The organism is Glaciimonas sp. OK215, assembly GCF_057787885.1.
In genome coordinates, this window is record NZ_CM173544.1 from 1,170,214 (window position 1) to 1,192,661 (window position 22,448).

Consider the following 22,448-nt stretch of genomic DNA (forward strand, 5'->3'; position numbering starts at 1 on the left):
CTTTTCCGCATCGCGCAGCAGCGGCCTCCAACATGCCAGGCCGTTTGCTGCACGCAGTGACCCGCCGCTCAGGCGGGTACTTCGCCCTGCAGCGTGATGCGGTTCAGGACGCGCTCCGCATCGCCATAGTCGTGCACGGCGTAGTGCATGGTGCAGCGGTTGTCCCAGATCACCACATCGCCCACCTGCCACATGTGGCGGTATACATTGTCGGGCGCGGTGGAATGCTCATACAGGAAGTCGAGCAACGGCCGGCTCTCGGCCGCGGTCATGCCTTCGATCTGCTGGGCGGTATCGGGGTGGCCGATATACAGGGCCTTGCGCTTGGTATCTGGATGCGTGCGAACGATAGGGTGGACGGCCTCTGGCACCTCTTCGATGCCGCGCATCCTGGCCAGCCGTAGTCCGGTGAAGCGCGCGCGCAAGCCTTCGAGCATGGCTTGCATGGTGGGCGACAGACGCTCGTAGGACTGGTATTGATTGCACCACATCGTGTCGCCGCCATGCGGCACCACCACCGCCGAGAGGATGGAAATCTTGGGCGGCACCTTGGTATAGATCGAGTCCGAGTGCCACGCCTCGGTCGAGGCAGTCGCCTTCGGGATCTTGGTCACCTGGATCAGGCCCGGGTAGCCGGGCACGGAAGGGTCGAGCGGATTGTTCTGCGCCGGGGTGCCCCACAGCTTGGCAAAGGCGATGTGTGCATCGGGCTGCAAGTGCTGGCCACGCCAGACCAGAACGCCCCTGGTGGTGAGGGCCTGATGCAGCACCGCGAATTCTTCGGCACCGATGGGCTGATTCAGGTCGGCGCCTTCGACCAGTGCACCGACCGAGCCGGTGAGGGGGGTAATCGTGATACTCATGCATGTCTCCTGGTTATAGTGGTGATTCAGTCGGCCACGAGGACAATTTTTCCGATGTGCTCATCGCGCTTCATGTAGGCATGCGCCTCCAGGACCGAGGTCAGCGGGAAGGTACGGTCGATCGGCAGCTTGAGCTTGCCGGCCGCGAGCAGGGGCAGCAGGTCGCGCGCGCAGGCCTGGATGCATTCCAGGCGTTCGGCCTCGGAGCGGGTGCGGAAGGTTACGCCGATCAGCTTGAGGCGCTTTAACCACAGCGTGGACAGGTCGATCTGCGCCGTGGCCGAGCCGAGCCGCGCGATATTGATCAGGCGCCCCTGCACCGCCAGGCACTGCATATTGGCCTCGAACACGGGGCCGCCGACGGTGTCGATGATCACGTCGACGCCGCGCTGATCGGTGGCCGCCATCACGGCATCGACATGCGAACCCGCGGAAGCGTCGATGCCGACATCGACACCGAATTGCGCCAGCTTGCGCAGTTTGTCCGCCGAGCGCGACATCGCCATCACGGGCCTGGCGCCCAGTGCCTTGGCGATCTGAATCGCCGCCAGGGCCACGCCGCCTGACGCGCCATTGATCAGGATCGACTCGCCCGCCTTCAACTCGCCGTTGCTGACCACGGCGTCATGCGCCGTGATGAACACGTTCGGAAACGCGGCGGCATCGACCCACGACAGGTCGGCCGGCACCCGCATCAGGGTCAGAGGATGGGCAAGCACATACTCAGCCTGGCAACCTTTACCATGCCCCATCACCCGGTCACCTTCCTGCCACGCGCTGACGCCCTCGCCCACTGCAGCGACTTCGCCGGCAAATTCCACGCCGGCCGTGATCGTACTGCCCGAGCGCATTTCGCTGGCCTGATTAATCTCACCGCGGTTAAGGCCGGTTGCCCGGACCCGGACCAGGACTTGTCCGGCACCGACGACCGGGGTAGGGATGTCCTGCACCTCGACTATGCCGCCTTCGGCGGATGGAATGACACGCACTGCTTTCACTGTTCTCTCCTTAGGGTTCAATACCGTACTGCGTTGTTGTTCAGGTTCTAGACCGCCGGGCGGATCTGCGCCAGCAATGCAAGCGCGCGTTCTCCTGCGTGCTCACCGCCATGCCAGTTGCCGCGGACAAAGGGTGGTCGCAGGTCTTCAATCTCCGCCAACGCGCGCAGCCGCGCGCCATCGGCGATGCACAGCCGGCGGAATTCGTTCACCGTCAGTAAATAACTGTGGAATATGTCGGTGGCCGGCGTCGTCGCACCGGCGCCATGCAGCGCCGCGTTCAGCCAATGGGTGCCGGCCAGCATCGCCGCTTCGATGCGCATTTCATGATCGGCCGGTCCGCATTTTTCCAGCGAACGCTCGATGCGCCGCGCCATCTCGATATGTTGTTCGATGTTCATGCCTGCCCCTCCGCCAGGCAGGTCGCCAGCAACTGCAGGCAGCGCCGCAGGGCGGCGTCGCATTCCGCGGCGATCGCCGGCGTCGGCTGCAATCCCTCGCGCAGACACGGGTCGCGGTAATGCTCGATGATTTCCATTTGATGCATCATCGCGCTGACCGCATCGGATACCGGGGCCTCCACTTTCGGGCGGCCCACATGCAGCACATCGCCCAGCGGCCGGAACGTCGGCGTCAGCGTGCCGTCGGCTTGCGGCACCAGATAGACCCCGGGCTGGAGTGCGAACGCTTCCTCGGCGATGGTGGCGCCGGTCTGGTGCAGTGCCGCATTGACCGCATGGGTCCCGGCCGTCATGCCGGCCCAAAACCACAGTTCGAAATCCTGGAGCGGGTCGAGCCGGGCGCGCAGCGCCTCCAGTCGTTCAATCTTGTCCATGTGTTGGGCCACCTTCATGTTCGCCTCTCGCTGGTTTGGCGGCGCAGTCGCACCGCAATGAAACCAAGATAGACCGGGGCGCATCCTTTGTCAAGAACTTCTATGTAGGACTTTCTTTGACGAAATATAGAAAACACGCTTCAACAAGGGCGTACTCCACATTTTTCTTGACATGCCACGAGAATTATCTATACAGTAGTAATTATACCTATATAGGAGTTATAAAAATGCCACGTGCCATCGTACTAAATGAAAGCGACAATCTCGCCACCCTGATCGATCCTGGCGTGGCCGGCGACGTCTGCCGCCTGCAGGGCGAAGCCAGCGGCGAGGTGCGGCTGTTGCAGGACATTCCCTTCGGCCACAAGCTGTGCATCGCCGACACACCCAAGGATGCCAATATCCTGAAATACGGGCAGGTCATCGGGCGCGCCAGCCAAGCGGTAAAAATGGGCGAGCACATGCATGTGCACAACATCGAGTCCGCCCGCGCCCGCGGCGACTTATCAAAGGAGACAAGCAAATGACGACATTTCTGGGCTACCGCCGTGAGAACGGCACAATCGGCGTGCGCAACTGGGTTGCGGTGGTGTCAGTGATGGATAACTGCAATCCAGCCACCCGCGCCATCGTGCAAGCCGTCGATGGCTGCATACCGGTCACCACGCTGTTCGTGCGCGGCCAGTTCGGCGCCGATCTCGATTTCACCTTCGAGTCGATCGCCGGCCTGGGACGCAATCCGAATATCGCTGCGGTGCTGCTGGTCGGCCTCGAGGCGCAGTCGACCGAAGCGGTGGCGCGTCGCATCCGCAGCACCGGCAAGCCGGTCGAGACAGTGCATCTGCAGCCCGATGGCAGCATCAACTGCATCGCGGAGGGCACCCGCAAAGCAGCAAAGCTGGTTTTGCAGGCGTCGCGTGCCAGGCGCGAGGCATGTCCGGTATCGGAACTGATCATCGGCGTCGAATGCGGCGGATCGGACACCACGTCCGGCCTGAGCTGCAATCCCGTCATCGGCCGCCTGGCCGACCTGGTGATCGCTGAGGGTGGCACGGTCATCATTTCCGAGACCTCTGAATTCATCGGCGCCGAACATCTGTTTGCTGCACGCGCGGCCGACGAGACAGTCAAGAGCGCCTTTGTCAAGGCGGTGCGCGACATGGAAAATACCGCCATCCTGCGTGGCGTCGACATGCGCGAGGACCAGCCTTCACCCGACAACAAGCGTGGCGGACTGACCACCGTTGAGGAAAAAGCGCTCGGTGCGCTGGCCAAGTCCGGCACCACCCCGCTGGTTGGCGTGCTGTCCTACGGCGAAGCGCCGCGCCGCAAAGGCTTGCACTTCATGGATGCGCCGGCGGCAGCGGTGGAGAATCTCACCGCGATGGCCATCAGCGGCTGTCAGCTGGCCTTCTTCGGCACTGGCGTCGGGAATCCGATTGGCAGCATGGTGACGCCGACGGTCAAGATTTGCGGCAACAAGAATACCTTGCTGTCGATGGCCGACAACATCGATTTCGACGTCAGCGGCATCTTCGAGCAGGGGCTGCGCATTGCCGACCTTGGCGACCAGTTGTACGCGTACGCGATCGAGGTCGCGTCCGGCACCGTGATCACCAGCGAAGTGCTGGATGTGCGGGAAACCGCGATTAGCCGCTTTGAACGCAGCCTCTGATCAGGCCGCGCCGATACCGTCCGCGTGACGACCGTTCTCATTCACACCAGGAAGCGAAACCGTCCCATGAATGCTCCACTTACCAATGCCAGCCGCCAGGCCATCGATGGCGTTACCCTCGATGACAAATATGCCCTCCAGTCGGGTCGCGCCTTCATGAGCGGGGTGCAGGCGCTGGTGCGCCTGCCGTTGCTGCAGCGCAGCCGCGATGCCCTTGCCGGCCACGATACGGCCGGTTTCATCTCCGGTTACCGTGGCTCGCCGCTAGGCAATTACGACCAGGCCCTGTGGGCGGCCAAGAAACACCTGGAAGCCAAGCAGGTGGTGTTCCAGCCCGGTGTCAACGAAGAACTCGGCGTCACCGCGGTGTGGGGCTCGCAGCAGCTCGACTTCTACCCCGAGCACAGGAAGCACGATGGCGTGTTCGGCATCTGGTACGGCAAGGGACCGGGCGTCGACCGCAGCGGCGACGCGCTCAAGCATGCCAATCTGGCCGGCACCGCCGCACTGGGCGGGGTGCTCGCCCTGGCCGGCGACGATCACCTCTCCAAGAGCAGCACCCTGGCGCATCAGAGCGACCACACTTTCATCGCCTGCGGACTGCCGGTGTTCATCCCGGCCAGCGTCCAGGATATCCTCGACCTCGGTCAGCATGCCTTTGCCATGAGCCGGTTCAGCGGCTTGTGGGCCGGCATGAAGACGGTGCAGGAAGTGGTCGAGTCGGGTTCCGTGGTGGAGATCGATGCTGATCGAACGCGTATCGTGCTGCCCGAGGACTTCGAGCAGCCCGAAGGCGGCCTGCACGCCCGCTGGCCGGACGATCCGCTGGCCCAGGAAGCGCGCATGATGGAGTACAAATGGCCGGCCGCGCTGGCCTATGTGCGGGCCAACGGGCTCAACTACAATGTGTTTGCCGGCACCGCCGACCGGTTGGGCCTGATCGCCAGTGGCAAGGCATACAGCGACACGCGTCAGGCGCTGACGGATCTGGGCCTGGACGAGGCCGGCTGCCGTGCGATCGGCCTGCGCCTGCATAAGGTGAGCGTGGTCTGGCCCCTGGAGCCGACGGCCGTGCGCGCGTTTGCGCACGGCTTGCGCGAGATCCTGGTGATCGAGGAAAAACGCCCCGTCATCGAACAGCAGCTCAAGGATGAGCTTTACCATTACCGGGCCGACGCCCGCCCTGTGGTGCTGGGCAAGTACGGCGCTCCCGACGGCATGCCGACGGGCGGGGAATGGAGTCACCGCCGGCCCGGCCAGGACTGGCTGCTGCGCGCCAAGGCCGATCTGACACCGGCCTTGATCGCCAAGGCCATCGCCGGCCGCCTGAAGGCGCTGGGGGTGCCGCCCGACGTGGCAGCGCGCATGGATGTGCGGCTGGCCGAGATCGACGCCAAGGAGCGCGCGTCCGAGCAGGGCGACAAGCGCCACAGCGACCGCCTGCCGTGGTTCTGCCCCGGCTGCCCGCACAATACCAGCACCGTCGTACCGGAAGGGTCGCTGGCGATGGCCGGCATCGGCTGCCACGGCATGGTGACCTGGATGGACCGCGCCACTACCACCTGGAGCCAGATGGGCGGCGAAGGCGTGCACTGGATGGGGCAGGCGCCGTTCAGCAAGCGTCAGCACATGTTCGCCAACCTGGGCGATGGCACCTACAATCACTCCGGATCCCTGGCGGTCCGGCAGTCGATCCATGCCGGCGTCAACATCACTTACAAGATCCTCTACAACAGCGCGGTGGCGATGACCGGCGGCCAGGCGGTGGACGGCCAGCTCGACGTGCCCGGATTGATCAGCGAGCTCACCGCGGAAGGCGCCAAACGCATCGTTGTGGTCAGCGACGATATCGACAAGTACGCCGGCGTCGCGCTGGGGACCGGCGTGACGCTGCGCCATCGCGACGACCTCGATGCGGTGCAGCGCGAATTGCGCGAAGTGAAGGGCGCTACGGTAATCATCTACGACCAGGCCTGCGCCACCAAGAAGCGCCGCGAACGCAAGCGCGGCACCATGGTCGATCCGGAAAAGCGCGTCGTCATCAACGAACTGGTGTGCGAAGGCTGCGGCGACTGCTCGGTCGAAAGTAACTGCCTGGCGGTGCAGCCGGTGGAAACCGAGTTCGGCCGCAAGCGCAAGATCAACCAGGACACCTGCAACAAGGACTTCTCCTGCGTCAAGGGCTTTTGCCCGAGCTTTGTCACGGTCGAAGGCGGTCAGCTGAAGAAGATAACAGCGGCCGTCAAGCAGGCGCACCCGACGCCGACCAATATCCCCGAACCGATGCTGCCGTCAGCCACGCCGGCGCGCCGCATCGTGGTCGCCGGGGTGGGCGGCACCGGCGTCGTCACCATCGGCCAGGTGCTCGGCATGGCCGCGCACCTGGAAGGCAAGACGGTGATCACGCAAGATGCCACCGGCATGGCGCAAATGGGCGGCGCAACCTGGAGCCATATCCAGATCGCCGACCAGTCCGAAGCCTTGCACGCGAGCCGGGTGGATCTCGGCATGGCCGATCTGGTGATCGCCTGCGACGGCGTGGTCGGTGCCGGCAAGACTACCCTGGCCATGATGTTCCCGCAGCGCACCTACGTTGTGCTGAACAGCCACGTGACGCCGACGGCGGCGATCGTGCGCAACCCCGACTGGAACACCAGCTCGGAGAGCCATGCGGACGCCATCGCCCACATCATCGGCCGAGGCCGGCTCGGCATCGTCGACGCGGCACAGGTCGCCACTCAGCTGATGGGGCAGTCGATCTTCGCCAACTTGCTGATGCTCGGTTATGCCTGGCAAAAGGGGCAGGTGCCGCTCTCGCACGCCAGCTTGATGCGCGCCATCGAACTCAATGGCGTGCAGGTCGGCGCCAACCAGGAGGCGTTCGAGTGGGGGCGGCAATGCGCCCACGATCCGGCCAGCGTCATGCTCGCTGCCACGCCGGCACAAGCGATCACGCTGCTGCGCCCGCCAACACTGGTGCAGATGGTCAGCAAGCGGGCTGAATTCCTTGCCGACTATCAGAATGCGGCGTATGCCGAGCAATACCTGCGCTTCGTGGGCCGGGTGCAGGCGGCCGAAGTCCCTCTGGGCGGCAGCCGGCTGGGCAAGGAAGTGGCACGCTATCTGTTCAAGCTGATGGCCTACAAGGATGAATATGAGGTCGCGCGCCTGCATACCGATGGCACTTTCCAGGCCAAGGTGGAGGAGATGTTCGAGGGAAACTATCGGCTTGTGCATCACATGGCGCCGCCGCTGCTGGCCAAGAAGAATGAGAAAGGCGAACTGGTCAAGCGGGCGTACGGTCGCTGGATGCGCACGGCGATGCACCTGATGGCGAAGTGCAAAGGGCTGCGTGGCACGCCGTTCGACCCGCTTGGCTACAGTTCCGAACGCAAGGAAGAGCGCGCATTGATAGGCGAGTACCAGCGCTGTATCGAGGAAATCCTGGCCACCCTGTCGGCGCAGAACCTGGAGCTGGCGCTGGAAATCGCGCGGCTGCCTGAAGAAATCCGCGGCTACGGCCACGTCAAGGCGCGCCATCTGGCTGCGGTGCGGGAAAAATGGGCCCGGCTGATGGCGCAGTGGCGTGCCACCACCGGCAAGGAGCAGGCAATGAGGCCTCAAGCGACTGCTTAACACCAGCCCGTATCAAATTTGAGGAAATCAACGCAATAACCACCTCCGTCCTCTAGGAGATGCAACATCATGAAGCAGCGCGGCATTGCCGACCGATGCAGATGATCACAAGAAGTGCATCCTCCTCTCCATGCGAGAGGAAACGAAGGTGGCAATTAACAATGTAATATTGCCAAAAACAAAATTATTACGGTTTACATAGGAGATAAAATGAAAACACTTAACGCAACTATTCTATTGGGCTCCGTGATTGCATCCACCGCCCTGCACGCGCAAACCAACGTTCAGGTATACGGGATCGTCGACGTAGGGGTCGAATATGTAAATAAGGTGCGAGTAAACAGTGCGGGCGCCGCGACCGGAAGCCTGACTCGTGTGGACTCAGGAAACGCATCTGCTTCGCGCATCGGATTTCGCGGCCGAGAAGACTTAGGGGATGGATTGGCAGCAGTCTTCGTACTTGAGAATGGCTTTGCGGCCGACACCGGTGCTTTGAACAATGGTGGACGCCTTTTTGGGCGCCAAGCTTATGTTGGTCTGGCAGGAAATTTTGGTGAGGTGCAAGCGGGACGAGAGGCGACACCGATATATGATTTTGCCCTAATTTACGACCCTGTGGCTCCCGCACGCTATTCGACTCCTGTTCTGGATGTCTCCTACGTTAGCCGCGCCGATAATGCGCTCAAATACGTCGGGAAATTTGGCGGTTTGAATGCTAGTGCCCAATATAGCCTTGGCGTTGACAGCACTATCGCAAACGGAGGCGAAGTCCCGGGTGCATTCCAGGTCGGAAAGGAAATGTCTACAAACGTCAACTATCAGTTTGGGAGTTTGTTGGCTGGTGTGCTGTATGACCGCCAAAATGGCACTTCAGTAGCCACCGAGAAGAATACGACTGAGCGAATGGCACTGGGGATAGTCGCTGATTTTAAGCCAGTTAAGATATACGCTGCCTTTCAGAGACGAAACATGCATACGCCGCCAATCGCCACAAGGACGAATCTCTACTGGGTTGGCATGTCATATAACCCCAGCGCCGCAGTGACATTGCTCACTTCAGCATATTTCTCCGATCCTGCGGGCGGGTCAAACAGATCTGCAATGTACACGGTCCTTGGCAGCTATGCACTTTCCAAACGAACCGATTTTTATTCACAGGTGGCGTTGATAAGAAATCAGGCAAAGGCTGCAGTGGCGCTAGACGGGACCGTCAATCCCGGTGGCAATCAGGCAGGTCTAACGTTCGGGATACGCCATCGGTTCTAATCACGTCAAAAAGCGGAGACGCCAGTGAATCAGGTCAGCGTTAGCTGAGGCTACGCTTACTCAGAACTTCCTCTACGTAATCAGAGATTCCTAAAAGCACCCCCATTACACCGATTCTTTTCCGTCAGGAGATTAAAAATGAGCGAAGCACAAGCAACCGGTTTCAAACCGAAAAAATCCGTCGCGCTGTCCGGCGTGACCGCAGGCAACACTGCACTGTGTTCCGTCGGCAAGACCGGCAACGACCTGCATTACCGCGGCTATGACATCCTGGATATCGCCGACACCTGCGAATTCGAGGAAATCGCCTATCTGCTGGTATACGGCAAGTTACCGACTGCCTCCGAACTCAAGGGCTACAAGGCAAAACTGAAATCCCTCCGCGGCTTGCCGATCAGCGTCAAGGCCGCGCTGGAAGCACTGCCTGCCGCATCGCACCCGATGGACGTGATGCGCACTGGCATCTCGGCGCTGGGCTGCACACTGCCTGAGAAAGATGACCACAATGCGCCGGGCGCACGTGACATCGCTGACCGCCTGATGGCGTCATTCGGCTCCATGCTGCTGTACTGGTATCACTTCAGCACCAACGGCCGCCGCATTGAAGTCGAAACCGACGCCGATTCCATCGGCGGCCATTTCCTGCACCTGCTGCATGGCGTGAAGCCATCCGCCGCATGGGAAAAAGCGATGCACGTCTCGCTGATCCTGTACGCGGAACACGAATTCAATGCCTCCACCTTTACCAGCCGGGTGATTGCCGGCACCGGCTCTGATTTCTACTCTGCAATCACCGGCGCAATCGGTGCCTTGCGCGGCCCGAAACATGGCGGCGCGAATGAAGTCGCATTAGAAATCCAGAAGCGTTACGACAATCCGGATGAAGCGGAAGTCGACATCAGGAGCCGGGTAGAGAACAAGGAAGTGGTGACCGGGTTCGGTCATCCGGTGTACACCGTATCCGATCCGCGCAGCAACATCATCAAGGAAGTGGCACGCAAGTTGTCGGACGAAGCGGGCGCGACTGCGACGTTCGACATCGCTGAGCGCCTGGAAAGCGTGATGTGGAAAGTCAAGAGGATGTTCCCGAATCTGGACTGGTTCTCGGCCGTCTCGTACCACATGATGGGCGTGCCGACCGCGATGTTTACACCGTTGTTCGTGATTTCCCGTACTTCCGGCTGGGCCGCGCACGTGATCGAGCAGCGTATCGATAACAAGATCATTCGCCCATCGGCCAATTATGTCGGCCTGGACGATCTGGCGTTCGTACCCATCGCTCAACGTTAGTCATCTGACCAGCGCCGATCCGCAAGCAAAAAGGAGAACGCGTTTCAGCTGACGAGATCGGGATAAAAATCGTTGCATACCCTCGCGCGCGGCCAGACGTGTTTGCAACACGGCAACTCTACTAAGGAGATCTATATGCGTGCTGCCTGGTATTCAAAAAATGGCGCAGCTAGTGAAGTGCTCGTCGTCGGCGAACTGCCAACGCCGACGCCACAGCGGGGAGAGGTTCGCGTCAGGCTTGCGACGTCGGGCGTCAATCCGTCGGATGTTAAAAAGCGCGGTCGTCCGCTTGACACTGAGCGCATCGTGCCGCATAGCGACGGTGCCGGCGTTATTGATATTGTAGGCGATGGCGTGTCACCCAGCCGGATTGGCGAACGGGTCTGGATCTGGAATGGGCAACATCAGCGACCAATGGGCACCGCCGCCGAATATATCGTGCTGCCCGAGGCGCAGGCTGCAAGGTTGCCGGCCACGACCGATTTTGCGGCAGCCGCCTGCCTCGGCATTCCGGCACTTACCGCGTTTCAAGCAGTTCACTTACTGGGAGATATCTCTGGCAAGACCGTGTTGGTGGTCGGTGCATCATCCGCCGTCGGCCACTATGCCACGCAGATTGCGGTTCTCGGTGGCGCCAATGTGATTGGCACGGTTGGCTCGGCAGAAAAGGCGGTGCACGCCCAGGCTGCGGGCGCTTTCGCAACGATCAACTACAAGCAGGAGCCTGTCGAAAAGAGGGTCAAAGAATTGAACATCGGCCGGGGCGTTGATGCCATTATCGATATGGACTTTTCGACTACGGCAAGTTTGATCGGCGACTCGGTGGTAGCACCGCATGCTACCGTCGTTTCTTACGGCTCGAACAATATGGACAACATCGCGGTGCCGTTCCGTACTTTGCTGTCTAGCTCGATTAGCCTACATTTTTTTCTAGTCTACGACCTTAATCCGACAGATCGACGTATCGCGCTTGATGGTGTTACCGAGTTACTGACAAGCGGCCGGCTATCCCACTCGATCGGCGCCCGCTTTACGTTAAATGACATTGCTGCGGCACACGAAGCGGTCGAGGGTGGCAAGATGATGGGCAATGTCATCGTGGATGTGCTTTGGGGTGCGTCGAAGACTGAATAAACGTCATTCTGAGAGCGGACGAAATCGAGGGCTGAATTCTTGATCTATGCAGCCATCGAAAAGTCTTCCCAAAGTTTTTTCGTGTGAACTTTGAGCGCTTTACGTATAGCGGTTTCTTGAAAATATCTGCAAGCAATTTCACGCACGATGGTACCGGAGATGAACTGGCATTGGGCCGACGGCGTCAGGAACAATGCCTCTGCATTGGGTATCAGATGGCGGTTAATCCCCGCCATCTGGAATTCGAATTCTAAATCGGAGACGGCGCGTAATCCTCTCACAATGACCTGCGCATCATGAGCGCGGACGAAGCCGCCGCTTACGTTCAGTTCATGGTGAGGCCACCGTCGACGATCAGGTTCTGACCGGCGAACATGCCTGCATCGGGCCCAGCCAGGAACAGCACTGCGCCAGCGATGTCGTCAGGTGCAATGTCGCGCTGCACGACGCGCTGGCGCTTTATGTCTTCGCTCTGCTGGCCACGCGCCGCGCCGCCAGCCAGGATGCCGTCGCTTTGCGTAAAGCCCGGCGACACCGTGTTTACGCGTACGCCGTACGGTCCGAGCTCGCGCGCCAGTGTGCGCGTCATCGCGACCACCGCGGCCTTGCTGGCCACGTAGTGCAGGAGGCCCGCAGTGCCCTTGGACGCGGCCGCGGACGCGATATTGATGATGTTGCCGTCGCCGGCTGGCTTCATGTAGCGCGCCGCTGCGCGGCAGCAATACCATACGCCTTCGACGTTGACGTTGAACACGCGCTTCCATTCGTCGGGGTCGATTTCGTCGAACGATGTTTTGGCGAGCGAGGTGTAGATGCCGGCGTTGTTGACCAGCACCGACACTCCGCCGGTGCGTTCGGCCGCGAACGCCATCAATGCATCGACCTGCTCGGCGTTGCTCACGTCCGCGTCGAAGCCCAGCGCATCGTGGCCGAGCTTCTTCGCCGCGGCCTCGGAACCACGCAAGTCGGCAATCACCACGCGCCGGCCCAGAGCCGCAAAACGCTCGGCAATTGCGTAGCCTATTCCTTGCGCCGCGCCAGTCACCACCACCGCGCCGCTCTTAATTGTCTGCTCCATGTTCTACCTTTCGTGTACTCCTCCTGGCACCAACTGCTCAGGCTGGAGCGGCCAGTCTAGCATGGGGAAATGTGCTGACGGCGTCTCGAAGTGCAACAAAAGAGACAGTGTGCCGCCGATTTTTTTAACTACGGTTCTTGCGACGGATATTATTAATTTGCTGGCGGAAATCGTTTGACGGCATGTGTCCTTGCCAGATAATTCGGTGGCAAAAAACGATCGTGAACGAGTCGCACTGAGTGGGATTTTTGGACACCATTGCGTCACAGTTGGCCGCGATTCAAATTATCGAGCCATAAGAAATGACCGATATGTTCCCGGCATCGCTCATGGAACAGCTCAACAAAATAATTACAACTTACACAGGAGACAAAATGAAGGCGCTTAACGCAACAATACTGTTGGGCTCAGTGATGGCATCCACCGCCCTGCACGCGCAAACAAACGTTCAAATATACGGGATCGTCGACGTCGGGGTCGAATATGTAAATAAGGCGCGAGTAAGCAGTACGGGCACCGCGACCGGAAGCCTGGCTAAAGTGGACTCGGGAAACGCAGCTGCTTCGCGCATCGGATTTCGCGGTCGAGAAGACCTAGGAGATGGATTGGCAGCGGTCTTCGGACTTGAGAATGGCTTTTCGGCCGACACCGGTGTTCTTGCCAATGGCGGACGCCTTTTCGGGCGCCAAGCTTACGTTGGTCTGGCAGGAAAATTTGGCGAGGTGCAACTGGGGCGAGAGACGACACCGATATTTGATTTTGGCGCGATCTACGACCCCATGATTCCCGCACGTTATTCGGCGCTTGCGCTGGATGCCGCCTTCGCTAGTCGCGCCGATAATGCGATCAGATACGGGGGGAAATTTGGAGGCTTGAATCTCAGTGCCCAATATAGCTTTGGCTTTGACAGCACTATCGTAAACGGAGGCGAAGTCCCGGGCGCATTCCAGGTCGGAAAGGAAGTGTCTACAAACGTCAACTATCAGTTTGGAAATGTGTTGACTGGCGTGCTGTATGATCGCCAAAATGGCACTTCAGTAGCCACCCAGCAGAATACGGTTGAGCGAATGGCACTGGGGATAACCGCTGACTTTAAGCCAGTAAAGTTATACGCCGCCTTTCAGAGACGAAACATGCATACGTCACCAACCTCCACGAGGACGAATCTCTACTGGGTTGCAATGTCATACAACCCCACTGCCGCAGTGACGTTGCTCGCTGCAGCATATTCCTACGATCCTGCCGGCGCTTCAAACAGAACTGGAATGTACACGCTCCTTGGAAGCTATGCACTCTCCAAGCGAACCGATATCTATTCAGAGCTGGGGTTGATGCGAAATCAGGCAAAGGCTGCTATGGCGTTAGATGGGACCGTCAATCCTGGTGACAATCAGGCAGGTCTGACGCTTGGGATACGCCATCGGTTCTGATCACGTTGGCGCTGCAAGACAATTGCAGCGCCATTCTGTACTTTGAGAGCAGATGAAAATGCGGGCTGGGTACGGTTGCTGATTGGCAAAACTGATCGCACGATTTTACTTCCAAGGACGACTTTGCGAGAATGTATTTGACGCACATTGATTCAAGTGTGGACTAATCTACACTGTAGTTACATACTCTCATCGAGCACTTCTTAAGTGCATCTGCTATAGCAGTTCTGTCATGGTTCGAAATGGCAGCCTGCCGGTCGCTACGTGATGCTCGCACCGCTCGGTGGGGTGTCCGATTCACCGGGGCAATCGTAACTAAGGGCCCTAACTGGTTCCGCTGATATGGAAAACACACTGGTCCGGCTGACGATTTCGCAATCCGAGCTCTTTGCCAATTGGCCAGACGCAGCTATCTTGCGGCTCGTCCAGGCGGCCGACGCAATTACGGTTGAAGCAAACACCGTTATTCATCGGACGGGTGAAGTGCCTACCTACCTATATTTGCTTGCGACAGGCTCGATGCATTTGATAAGGAAAATGCCATCCGGGCGCAACTTTACAGCTGGAATCCATCTCGCGGGGGAGTTTCACGGCATTGGACCAGTGATTACCCGGTCACTCCATTTCTATACCGCGGAATGCAGGGAGAAAACCGTACTCGTCCGAATCTCTGGCGAGCTGCTGCGTGAAATGATTAGTCATGACGGAAGTCTTGCGTACTCTTTAATGTGTGCAATGGTTAATCGACATCGTGGTGCGCTGGATAGGTATGAAGGAGCTGCGGTCCTGTCGACCCGTGCAAGAGTGGCAGCCCTTCTCAACTCTATCTATACGAGAAGCGCTCGTGGCGGTCGCGTGTCTTCGATCAACCTGTCCCAAGAGGAAATTGCAACGATGCTTGGCACGCGTCGCCAGGTTGTCAATAGAGTTTTACGGGAGATGGAATCAGAGGGCGCAGTTCAAGTTCTATATGGACGAATTGTAATCAGTGACATCGGTAAGCTTGAAAAGATGGCAGAGCATTTCGAATAATGTTTGTACGCCACAAACGCTAAATGTCGCTCGTGCCGCATCCTCGATATCACGCCAGGCAAGGTTAAACCAATAGTACCAACGCACCGCGCAGCCGATGATTCCTGCCGGAAAGCGGTAGGCATGATAGAGAGATTTCGTCTCCCTCGTCTCGTTTCATCTCGTGCTCTCACCCGACTACCCTCCAACGTGACAGACCCCTTCAGGCGCTTGCGCTTACGATTCGAACGTCTCATTTTCATTTACGAAGCGTTCGTGAAAATCGACTGCCGCATCATTTTCTGACGGCAACTTCCACCTTCGTTGTGTCTTGATTCTACTTGCCATTGAGGAGCAGGGAAGGCCGGTAGCCGCAAACCGCTACTTGCGTTCTCCGTTCCCTTTGTCGAATGCAACAAACCGTACAAAGTATCGGATCAGGTGCTCGCCTTGTAGATTTGGAACATTCACAATGAAAGCATCAAAACCAAAGTAAAAAGGCTCGAAATGCAAGAAGAGAGTTTTAGGCTTGGTCGATACCAAGTAGGCGATCAAATTCTGATCGGCCAAATTGAGGGCGATTTTATCAAGGTGGTTTGCGAGCGAGACGAGCTGAATCAGGCCTTGGAAGCGGCCGTACCTGCGAGTCAAAATGCAAGAAAAATCGCGTGCTCAGATGCAGTCATGCTGCCGCCCGTTGATCCGCATGCCAGAATTTTTGCGGTCGCTGTTAACTACCACGCTCATGGAGCTGAAGCGAGCGCAAAGCCGCCGGAGAGGCCCTTGGCGTTTTACAAGGCGCCGACAAATTTTGTTGGCCACGAGGGCGTGTTGAATCCGGATCGGACGTTGACATCTCGCTTCGATTACGAGGGCGAAATTGGGGTGGTGATCGGTAAGCGTTGCAAATCGGTATCGGTGGCGGATGCACTGGATTATGTCGTTGGCATTTGCGCGCTCAATGACGGTTCCGCTCGAGATCTCACGAGGGTTCCTGCCGGGCAGTCGTGGTGGCCGGACTGGACTGCCGCAAAGGGATTGGACGAAGCCTCGGCGCTGGGGCCGGCAATCACGTGCGGGGCGCAAGTCGTAGACGCGGTGCGTAAGCGAAGCCTGAACATCACGACGCGGCTGAACGGCGAGGTGGTGCAGGACTGCAGCATGAAGGAAATGATTTTTTCGACAGAGGAAATCATCGCGACTCTGTCCTCATACATGGTATTGCTGCCGGGCGACATTATTGCCACCGGTACACCAGCCGGTGTCGGCATCGCCCGCAATCGTTTCTTGATCAGTGGTGACGACTTGTCGGTCGAAGTGAGTGGGCTTGATATTTTACGTGTAAAGGTGGCTTAACCATGAGTACAGTACCAATCAAAATGCACGGTCAATTGGCCGAAAAAATGATGCAGCTGTCGGGAACGTCCGCAGATACGCCGATGGGGCAACTCTTGCGACGGTTTTGGCATCCCATCGCGATTTCTGCAGATGTGGCGCCAGGAAAAGCGAAAAAAGTGCGTCTGCTGAGCGAAGATCTGACGCTCTACCGCAGCGAGAATGGGAATGCCCATCTTGTTGCCGGGCGATGCGCTCACCGCCTGACCATGCTGCATACGGGTTGGATCGAGGGTGAAGAAATCCGTTGCATGTATCACGGTTGGAAATTCGACGGTGAAGGAAAATGTGTTGAGCGTCCGGCGGAACGGAATTGCCGCGAAACGAACATCCGAATTGCCGCTTATCCTGTTCATGAGTACAGCGGGCTCATATTCGCGTACATGGGCGAAGGCGAGCCGCCCGAATTTGATCTCCCGCGTAATGCAGCGTTCGAGCGCCCGGATGTCATGCTGTTTCAACGCAAGCAGATATGGCCTTGCAACTGGCTGCAAAATGTTGAGAATTCTCTAGATGCTGCGCATGTGAGCTTCGCCCATGTGATGGGTCGGGTCGGTGAGTTCGGTAATGCCATTACCACCGAGGTTCCGGAACTGGCTTATCAGGAAACCGAGGCTGGCATATGCCAAACGGCGACCCGCCGTGCAAGCGCGCAAGTACGCGTGAGCGACTGGACGTTCCCTTCCGAGAACCATGTAACGATGCCGGGGATTAGCCCTGAAGATCCTTGGATCGAGGTCTCCAACTGGATGGTGCCGATCGACGATACACATGTGATGCGAACGTCGCTTTACGCGGTGCCTCTGTCGACGCCTGAGTCGAACGAGCGCATCACGGCCTACTTCAAGGATGTCGGTGACTACAATGCCGCCGACTACCACGACGAATTGTTCGCTGGCGAGTATCCGGTTGATCCGCTGATTCGCTTGACCGCGGCACAGGACTATGTCGTTTTGGTCGGTCAGGGTGCTATCGCAGATCGCGTGAATGAGAAGCTAGGCTCATCGGATTTGGGCATCGCAACGTTGCGCAGGATCCTCTGGCGCGAGCTTGAAGCGATGCGTGCGGGCACGCCGACGAAAGCATGGCGGCGGCTGGAGCGTTCGTCCTTGCTGTTCGTCAAAGGTGACATGGCTAGGTAAAAAACTGCTTCCCGCAGTAGGAGGATTAGGCCTCGGCTTGTCGTCGAGGCCTGGTCTATACGCTCGCCCTGAGCGGGTGGCCATGCCGGGACTGTGGCGCACGATTGCTGACCTCTGTTCATTTTGTATAGCCGATCTGCAATTTCTCCCACGCCGTTGATGGGCGTTGCTCAATGCGTCATGCGCAATCTTGCCCGCCTCGCTCCGTCCTATAGATAGCGAACCTCGATAGCGGGAGCGCGAGCAATCTCGTCCGTTCAGACCGGCGTGGGCGGCAACGTCCAACTGGTGACGCTCATTCATGAAGCCACGATACAACTGCTTCGGGAACGAATCAACGCCCCCTCCGGCTCCCAATACGATATGCGCTAGTGAGACGTTGCGCGGAAATGCTGCTGGGTGTGAATTGACATCATCGCGACAAAGGATGCATGCCGGCGCTCGCCGTGCATCGGCCATAGCGAGACAATTGTACGTACGAGGTGAGGAGCGATTGGTATCGCTCTGCGTTATCAAACTAAACCTCCTGAATCAGATTAATCCACGTAGTCAGTATCGATTCCTGATGATTTGAGTGAAGTGTGAAACCCATGTCAGGCCGATACCCAACGTGATCGGATAAAAAATAAAATTTGGAGATGACGATGCGAACAATTAAAGCAAAGATACATGCGATTGAGTTTCTGGCAGAGGATATTCTCGGCATTGACCTGAGACCGATCGATGGTGAAGAGTGGCCGGTGGCGATTGCCGGATCTCACATTGATCTGCATCTTCCTGGTGGCAGGATACGCAGCTACTCGTTAGTCAATGCGCAAGGCGAGAAGCATCGCTACGTCATTTCAGTGAGCCGCGATGCCAATAGCAGGGGCGGATCGAGATATCTGCATGAGGTACTTCGGGTCGGTGATGTCCTCACCATTTCAGAACCGCGCAACAGCTTCGCCCTGATGGAATCTGCATCGCATTCTATCTTCATTGCCGGTGGCATTGGCATCACGCCGTTATGGAGCATGGTGCAACGCCTGTCGCAGATCGGCGCCCCCTGGACGATTTACTATTCTGCGCAGGCTCCAGAGCGGGCGGCGTACGTAGAGCAGCTTTCGTCACTCGCCTCTGACGCCGGTGGCACGATCCATCTCAATTTCGACGGTGGACAGAGAGACAGAATGCTCAACCTTCAGCAAATTGTCGATTCCAGTCCGCATGATGCAGACCTGTATTGCTGCGGACCGATCCCGATGTTGCGTGCTTTCGAAGCAGCCTGCGAAGGGCGTAATCCCGATACGGTGCATCGGGAATATTTTGCCGCGCCGGCATCAGCGCAGGCGGAGAAGGGCAGCGAAGAGGAATTCATTGTCGTTCTATCAAAATCCAACAAGACGGTGACGGTTGGGCCGACAACCACGATTCTGGATGCGGTACTTAATGCAGGCGTAGAGGTGTCTTATTCATGCATGGCCGGTATCTGCCGAGCATGCGAAACAAACGTGCTTGGCGGACTCCCTGATCACCATGATCTTGTACTTAGCGATAGTGAGCGCGAGTCCGGAGCGACGATGATGATTTGTTGTTCGCGGGCAAAAACTACGGAATTGATTCTCGATTTGTGAGCGCGCGATGCCAGTCGAGTCACTAAACCGTAACAATCCGGACAATCAATCGCACTAGATCCTCGCAATACTTGCGGGTGGTAGCGATACTAGTACCTACCGACATAGGATAACGCCGAGCAGCGCGGTCGTTTGACAGACGCGAGAGCTAGCGTACACGGCGACTACACCCGAAGTCGGCGATTCGAACATAACTACGAAAGAAACCACGATGGACTCAACCTATCCGCGTATCGGGCTGTATATCGACGGCGAATGGCTCTATGACCGCCCCGCCTATACCGAGGTCGTCAATCCGAGCAACGAGGCTCGCCTCGGCAGCGTACCGGGCGCGACGTCAGAGGATCTCTCGCGCGCGCTTTCCGCCGCGGAGCGTGGCTTCCGCGTCTGGCGCGACACACCGCCGCTGCAACGGGCGCAGTTGCTGCTGCGCACTTGCGCGCTGGTGCGCGAGCGTGCAGAGTCGATCGCACAGATCCTCACGCTAGAACAAGGCAAGCCGATCGCCGACGCGCGCAACGAAGTGGCGCGCGCCACCGCCTTTCTCGAATGGGATGCGGCGGAGGCGCAGCGCCTCTACGGCAGTATCGTTCCGGCCGGGCCACAGATGCAGCAGATGATCCTTCGGTTGCCGGTCGGCCCGGTGGCCGCCTTCACTCCGTGGAACGTTCCGATCGGTTCCCCTGCACGCAAGATCAGCGGCGCGATCGCCGCGGGCTGTTCGGTGATCATCAAAGCCGCCGAGGAAACCCCGGGCACCGCGTGCGCCTTCGTACAATGCTTCATCGATGCCGGCCTGCCGCCTGGCGTGCTCAATCTCGTTTTCGGCAATCCGTCCCTGATTTCCTCGACGCTGATCGCCTCGCCGGTCATCCGCATGGTGACCTTCACCGGATCGGTAGGGGTCGGCAAGCACCTGACCCAGCTCGCTGCTGCGGCCATGAAGCCGGTGCTGATGGAACTGGGCGGCCATGCGCCGGTGCTGATCGGCGCGGACGTCGACGCCACGGCACTGGGCAGGCTCGCAGGCAGCGCCAAGATGCGCTTGGCGGGCCAGTTCTGCGCCTCGCCGACGCGCTTCATCGTTCACCAGAAGTCCTACGCCGCCTTCGTCGATGCATTCGCCCAGGTCGCCAGCGAAGTACGCGTGGGCGATGGCTTCGAGCCGGGTGTGCAGATGGGGCCGCTCCTCAACGGCAAGCGTCTCGCGGCGATCGACGAGTTGGTGCAGGACGCCAAGGCCTGCGGCGCGCGCGTCGCGGCCGGTGGCCGGCGCATCGGCGAACGCGGTTTCTTCTATGCGCTGACCGTACTCGCCGACGTGCCGGCGCACGCCAAGGCGATGTCCACCGAACCATTCGGCCCGATGGCGCTGTGCGTGCAGGTCGCCGACCTGGACGAAGGCATAGCGCTCGCCAACAGCCTGTCCGTAGGACTTGCCGGCTATGCCTTCACCAATTCGCTTGAAGAGGCGGAGCGCTTCACGCGCGAACTGGAGTGCGGTGTGCTGTCGATCAATCACTTCGGCATGTGCGGCGCCGACACACCCTTCGGCGGCGTCAAGGAAAGCGGCATCGGGCGCGAGGGCGGCGCGCAGAGTCTGGAGCCCTACACCATTACGAAGACAGTGCTGCAACGGACCGCGCGAGTTTGACCGCAAGGGGTGGATGGCAGGAAAACAGCTTGCGCCGCCCATGCTGATCCTGTCAGCAATTTTGTGTGTGATAAATAACATGACGCTTAGAGAACATGTCTGCCAATGAAGAAGAAAGCAGCATCGACGGCGTTAAAAGGAGATAAAAATGCTATTGCAAGAGACCGCACTTCAAACGACTTTAAGCCTCCCCGAGATCAATCTCGCGGATCCCGATTTCTGGCTGAGAGATGACTTCCATGGTGCGCTCGCGATTTTACGTAAGGAACAGCCGATTTCGTGGCACGAGCATCCCGAGTGTGGCAAGGGCTTTTGGGCACTCCTTGACTACGAAGACATCGCCGAAGTTGACAAGGACTGGGAAACCTTCTGCAGCAAATATGGTGTGCGTGTCTATCATGATGCCGGCACCAAGATCCGGCCCGGCACGGGCGCGTTGATCGAACTCGATCCGCCCGACCACACAGTGAACCGCAAACGCGTGAGCAAGGCGTTTATGCCGCGCCAGGTGGGCAGGCTGGAGGATTACGTTCGAGAGCAAGCGCGCCGGTTGGTATCTCAATTTTCCGATGGCCAGGAGATCGATTTTGTAGACGATTTGGCGGCCATTCTTCCTTTCGAGATCATCAGTGACCTGGTTGGCATCGACCCCGCAGACCGGCCGCGTCTGCTGGAGTTGTCGAAGATCGGCCGCTCCGAGCAGGAACCTGAATATGCCGGCAAACCTGAGATCCCGCAGCAAGCGGTCATGGAACTTCGCGAATATGGCATCAATCTCGCAGCAAAGCGTTTGCTCGACCCTAAGGAAGATCTGATTTCAGAACTTGCTCAGGTTCGGGTCGATGGTCAGCTGCTCGACAAGGAAGAGTTGGGCGGATATTTTGGTCTGATGATTGCTGCCGGCAGTGGCACGACGCGTGCAGCGCTTTCGCACGGGATGCTGGCGTTCACGCAGTTCCCGGACCAGCGCCGCCTGTTCATCAGCGATCCTGTGCTGCACGAGAGGACGATGGCAGATGAGGTCATTCGCTGGGCGACGCCGATCAAGCATCAGGGGCGCGTTCTGACCCGAGACATCGAATTCAAAGGCGTCCAGATGAAGAAGGGACAGAAGATCGGCATGTGGTTTATCGCGGCGAACCGTGATCCACGCCTGTTCTCGGATCCGTTCAATTTCGACATCACACGAGATCCAAATCTGCACCAGAGCTTCGGTGCAGGTGGACCACACTTTTGCATGGGTGCGAACATTGCTCGCCGTGAAATCTGGATGCTGTTCCAAGAGTTGTTTGCTCGCTTTCCCAACGCGCAGGCCATTGCAGACCCTATTCGCGAACGATCCCTGCAATCGAATGGCTTCAAACACTTGCAAGTGCGTCTTTCGCGTTGAATCTGGTTGGGAGGAATATTTGCAATGACCGATAAAAG

The 22,448-nt window shown here is 58.7% G+C and carries 18 protein-coding genes and 2 pseudogenes; 13 read left to right on the forward strand and 7 right to left on the reverse strand.

Features of this window, described 5'->3' with window-relative positions; translation table 11 throughout:
* Positions 1 to 68: 68 nt before the first annotated feature.
* The 4 genes from AC3CHX_RS05205 to AC3CHX_RS05220 are packed head-to-tail and all read right to left on the reverse strand — an operon-like array spanning position 69 to position 2,714.
* Complete coding sequence (locus tag AC3CHX_RS05205; RefSeq protein WP_488643027.1) at positions 69 to 863, reverse strand: TauD/TfdA dioxygenase family protein; 795 nt, start codon at positions 861 to 863, stop codon at positions 69 to 71.
* 26 nt (positions 864 to 889) lie between these two features.
* Complete coding sequence (locus tag AC3CHX_RS05210) at positions 890 to 1,861, reverse strand: zinc-binding dehydrogenase (protein WP_488643028.1); 972 nt, start codon at positions 1,859 to 1,861, stop codon at positions 890 to 892.
* A gap of 47 nt (positions 1,862 to 1,908) precedes the next feature.
* A complete protein-coding gene (locus tag AC3CHX_RS05215; RefSeq protein WP_488643029.1) occupies positions 1,909 to 2,262 on the reverse strand; it encodes a hypothetical protein in 354 nt (117 codons plus the stop codon).
* Positions 2,259 to 2,714, reverse strand: a complete 456-nt coding sequence (locus AC3CHX_RS05220; RefSeq protein ID WP_488643030.1) for a hypothetical protein — start codon at positions 2,712 to 2,714, stop codon at positions 2,259 to 2,261. Before AC3CHX_RS05220 ends, AC3CHX_RS05215 begins: the two co-directional genes overlap by 4 nt.
* Positions 2,715 to 2,923: 209 nt before the next feature.
* Here AC3CHX_RS05220 and AC3CHX_RS05225 point away from each other — a divergent pair, with 209 nt between their 5' ends.
* The 6 genes from AC3CHX_RS05225 (at position 2,924) to AC3CHX_RS05250 (ending at position 11,697) form a co-directional block, all read left to right on the forward strand.
* On the forward strand, positions 2,924 to 3,223 hold the full coding sequence (locus tag AC3CHX_RS05225) for a UxaA family hydrolase (RefSeq protein ID WP_488643031.1): 300 nt from the start codon (positions 2,924 to 2,926) through the stop codon (positions 3,221 to 3,223).
* On the forward strand, positions 3,220 to 4,371 hold the full coding sequence (locus tag AC3CHX_RS05230; RefSeq protein WP_488643032.1) for a UxaA family hydrolase: 1,152 nt from the start codon (positions 3,220 to 3,222) through the stop codon (positions 4,369 to 4,371). Before AC3CHX_RS05225 ends, AC3CHX_RS05230 begins: the two co-directional genes overlap by 4 nt.
* A gap of 66 nt (positions 4,372 to 4,437) precedes the next feature.
* Entirely contained in the window at positions 4,438 to 8,007 is a 3,570-nt protein-coding gene (locus AC3CHX_RS05235) for an indolepyruvate ferredoxin oxidoreductase family protein (protein WP_488643033.1), read from the forward strand.
* 210 nt (positions 8,008 to 8,217) lie between these two features.
* Positions 8,218 to 9,273 (forward strand): porin, encoded by a 1,056-nt coding sequence (locus tag AC3CHX_RS05240; protein ID WP_488643034.1) that lies wholly within the window; start codon positions 8,218 to 8,220, stop codon positions 9,271 to 9,273.
* Between the two features lie 138 nt (positions 9,274 to 9,411).
* Entirely contained in the window at positions 9,412 to 10,563 is a 1,152-nt protein-coding gene (prpC, locus tag AC3CHX_RS05245) for a bifunctional 2-methylcitrate synthase/citrate synthase (RefSeq protein WP_488643035.1), read from the forward strand.
* 135 nt (positions 10,564 to 10,698) lie between these two features.
* The gene (locus AC3CHX_RS05250) at positions 10,699 to 11,697 is read left to right on the forward strand and encodes an NADPH:quinone reductase (protein WP_488643036.1); all 999 of its coding nucleotides are present in this window, start codon (positions 10,699 to 10,701) and stop codon (positions 11,695 to 11,697) included.
* Between the two features lie 131 nt (positions 11,698 to 11,828).
* On the opposite strand, the pseudogene AC3CHX_RS05255 reads toward AC3CHX_RS05250, so the two are convergent.
* A pseudogene (locus AC3CHX_RS05255) lies at positions 11,829 to 12,026 on the reverse strand (pantetheine-phosphate adenylyltransferase); the annotation flags it as partial.
* Complete coding sequence (locus AC3CHX_RS05260) at positions 12,023 to 12,775, reverse strand: SDR family NAD(P)-dependent oxidoreductase (RefSeq protein ID WP_488643037.1); 753 nt, start codon at positions 12,773 to 12,775, stop codon at positions 12,023 to 12,025. The pseudogene AC3CHX_RS05255 and the gene AC3CHX_RS05260, both read right to left, overlap by 4 nt.
* Before the next feature lie 302 nt (positions 12,776 to 13,077).
* On the opposite strand from AC3CHX_RS05260, the gene AC3CHX_RS05265 reads away from it, so the two are divergent.
* The gene (locus tag AC3CHX_RS05265) at positions 13,078 to 14,205 is read left to right on the forward strand and encodes a porin (protein WP_488643038.1); all 1,128 of its coding nucleotides are present in this window, start codon (positions 13,078 to 13,080) and stop codon (positions 14,203 to 14,205) included.
* A 342-nt stretch (positions 14,206 to 14,547) separates the two neighbouring features.
* A complete protein-coding gene (locus AC3CHX_RS05270) occupies positions 14,548 to 15,237 on the forward strand; it encodes a Crp/Fnr family transcriptional regulator (RefSeq protein ID WP_488643039.1) in 690 nt (229 codons plus the stop codon).
* 39 nt (positions 15,238 to 15,276) lie between these two features.
* On the opposite strand, the pseudogene AC3CHX_RS05275 reads toward AC3CHX_RS05270, so the two are convergent.
* Positions 15,277 to 15,381, reverse strand: a pseudogene (locus tag AC3CHX_RS05275) (IS6 family transposase); the annotation flags it as partial.
* A gap of 342 nt (positions 15,382 to 15,723) precedes the next feature.
* Between AC3CHX_RS05275 and AC3CHX_RS05280 the strand changes: the two are divergent.
* The 5 genes from AC3CHX_RS05280 to AC3CHX_RS05300 all read left to right on the forward strand — a co-directional run bounded on the left by AC3CHX_RS05280 (position 15,724) and on the right by AC3CHX_RS05300 (position 22,410).
* The gene (locus AC3CHX_RS05280; RefSeq protein WP_488643040.1) at positions 15,724 to 16,572 is read left to right on the forward strand and encodes a fumarylacetoacetate hydrolase family protein; all 849 of its coding nucleotides are present in this window, start codon (positions 15,724 to 15,726) and stop codon (positions 16,570 to 16,572) included.
* A 23-nt stretch (positions 16,573 to 16,595) separates the two neighbouring features.
* A complete protein-coding gene (locus AC3CHX_RS05285; RefSeq protein WP_488643041.1) occupies positions 16,596 to 17,753 on the forward strand; it encodes a Rieske 2Fe-2S domain-containing protein in 1,158 nt (385 codons plus the stop codon).
* A gap of 638 nt (positions 17,754 to 18,391) precedes the next feature.
* A complete protein-coding gene (locus AC3CHX_RS05290) occupies positions 18,392 to 19,366 on the forward strand; it encodes a PDR/VanB family oxidoreductase (protein ID WP_488643042.1) in 975 nt (324 codons plus the stop codon).
* 211 nt (positions 19,367 to 19,577) lie between these two features.
* On the forward strand, positions 19,578 to 21,020 hold the full coding sequence (locus tag AC3CHX_RS05295) for an NAD-dependent succinate-semialdehyde dehydrogenase (protein WP_488643043.1): 1,443 nt from the start codon (positions 19,578 to 19,580) through the stop codon (positions 21,018 to 21,020).
* Between the two features lie 148 nt (positions 21,021 to 21,168).
* A complete protein-coding gene (locus AC3CHX_RS05300) occupies positions 21,169 to 22,410 on the forward strand; it encodes a cytochrome P450 (protein WP_488643044.1) in 1,242 nt (413 codons plus the stop codon).
* Positions 22,411 to 22,448: the final 38 nt, after the last annotated feature.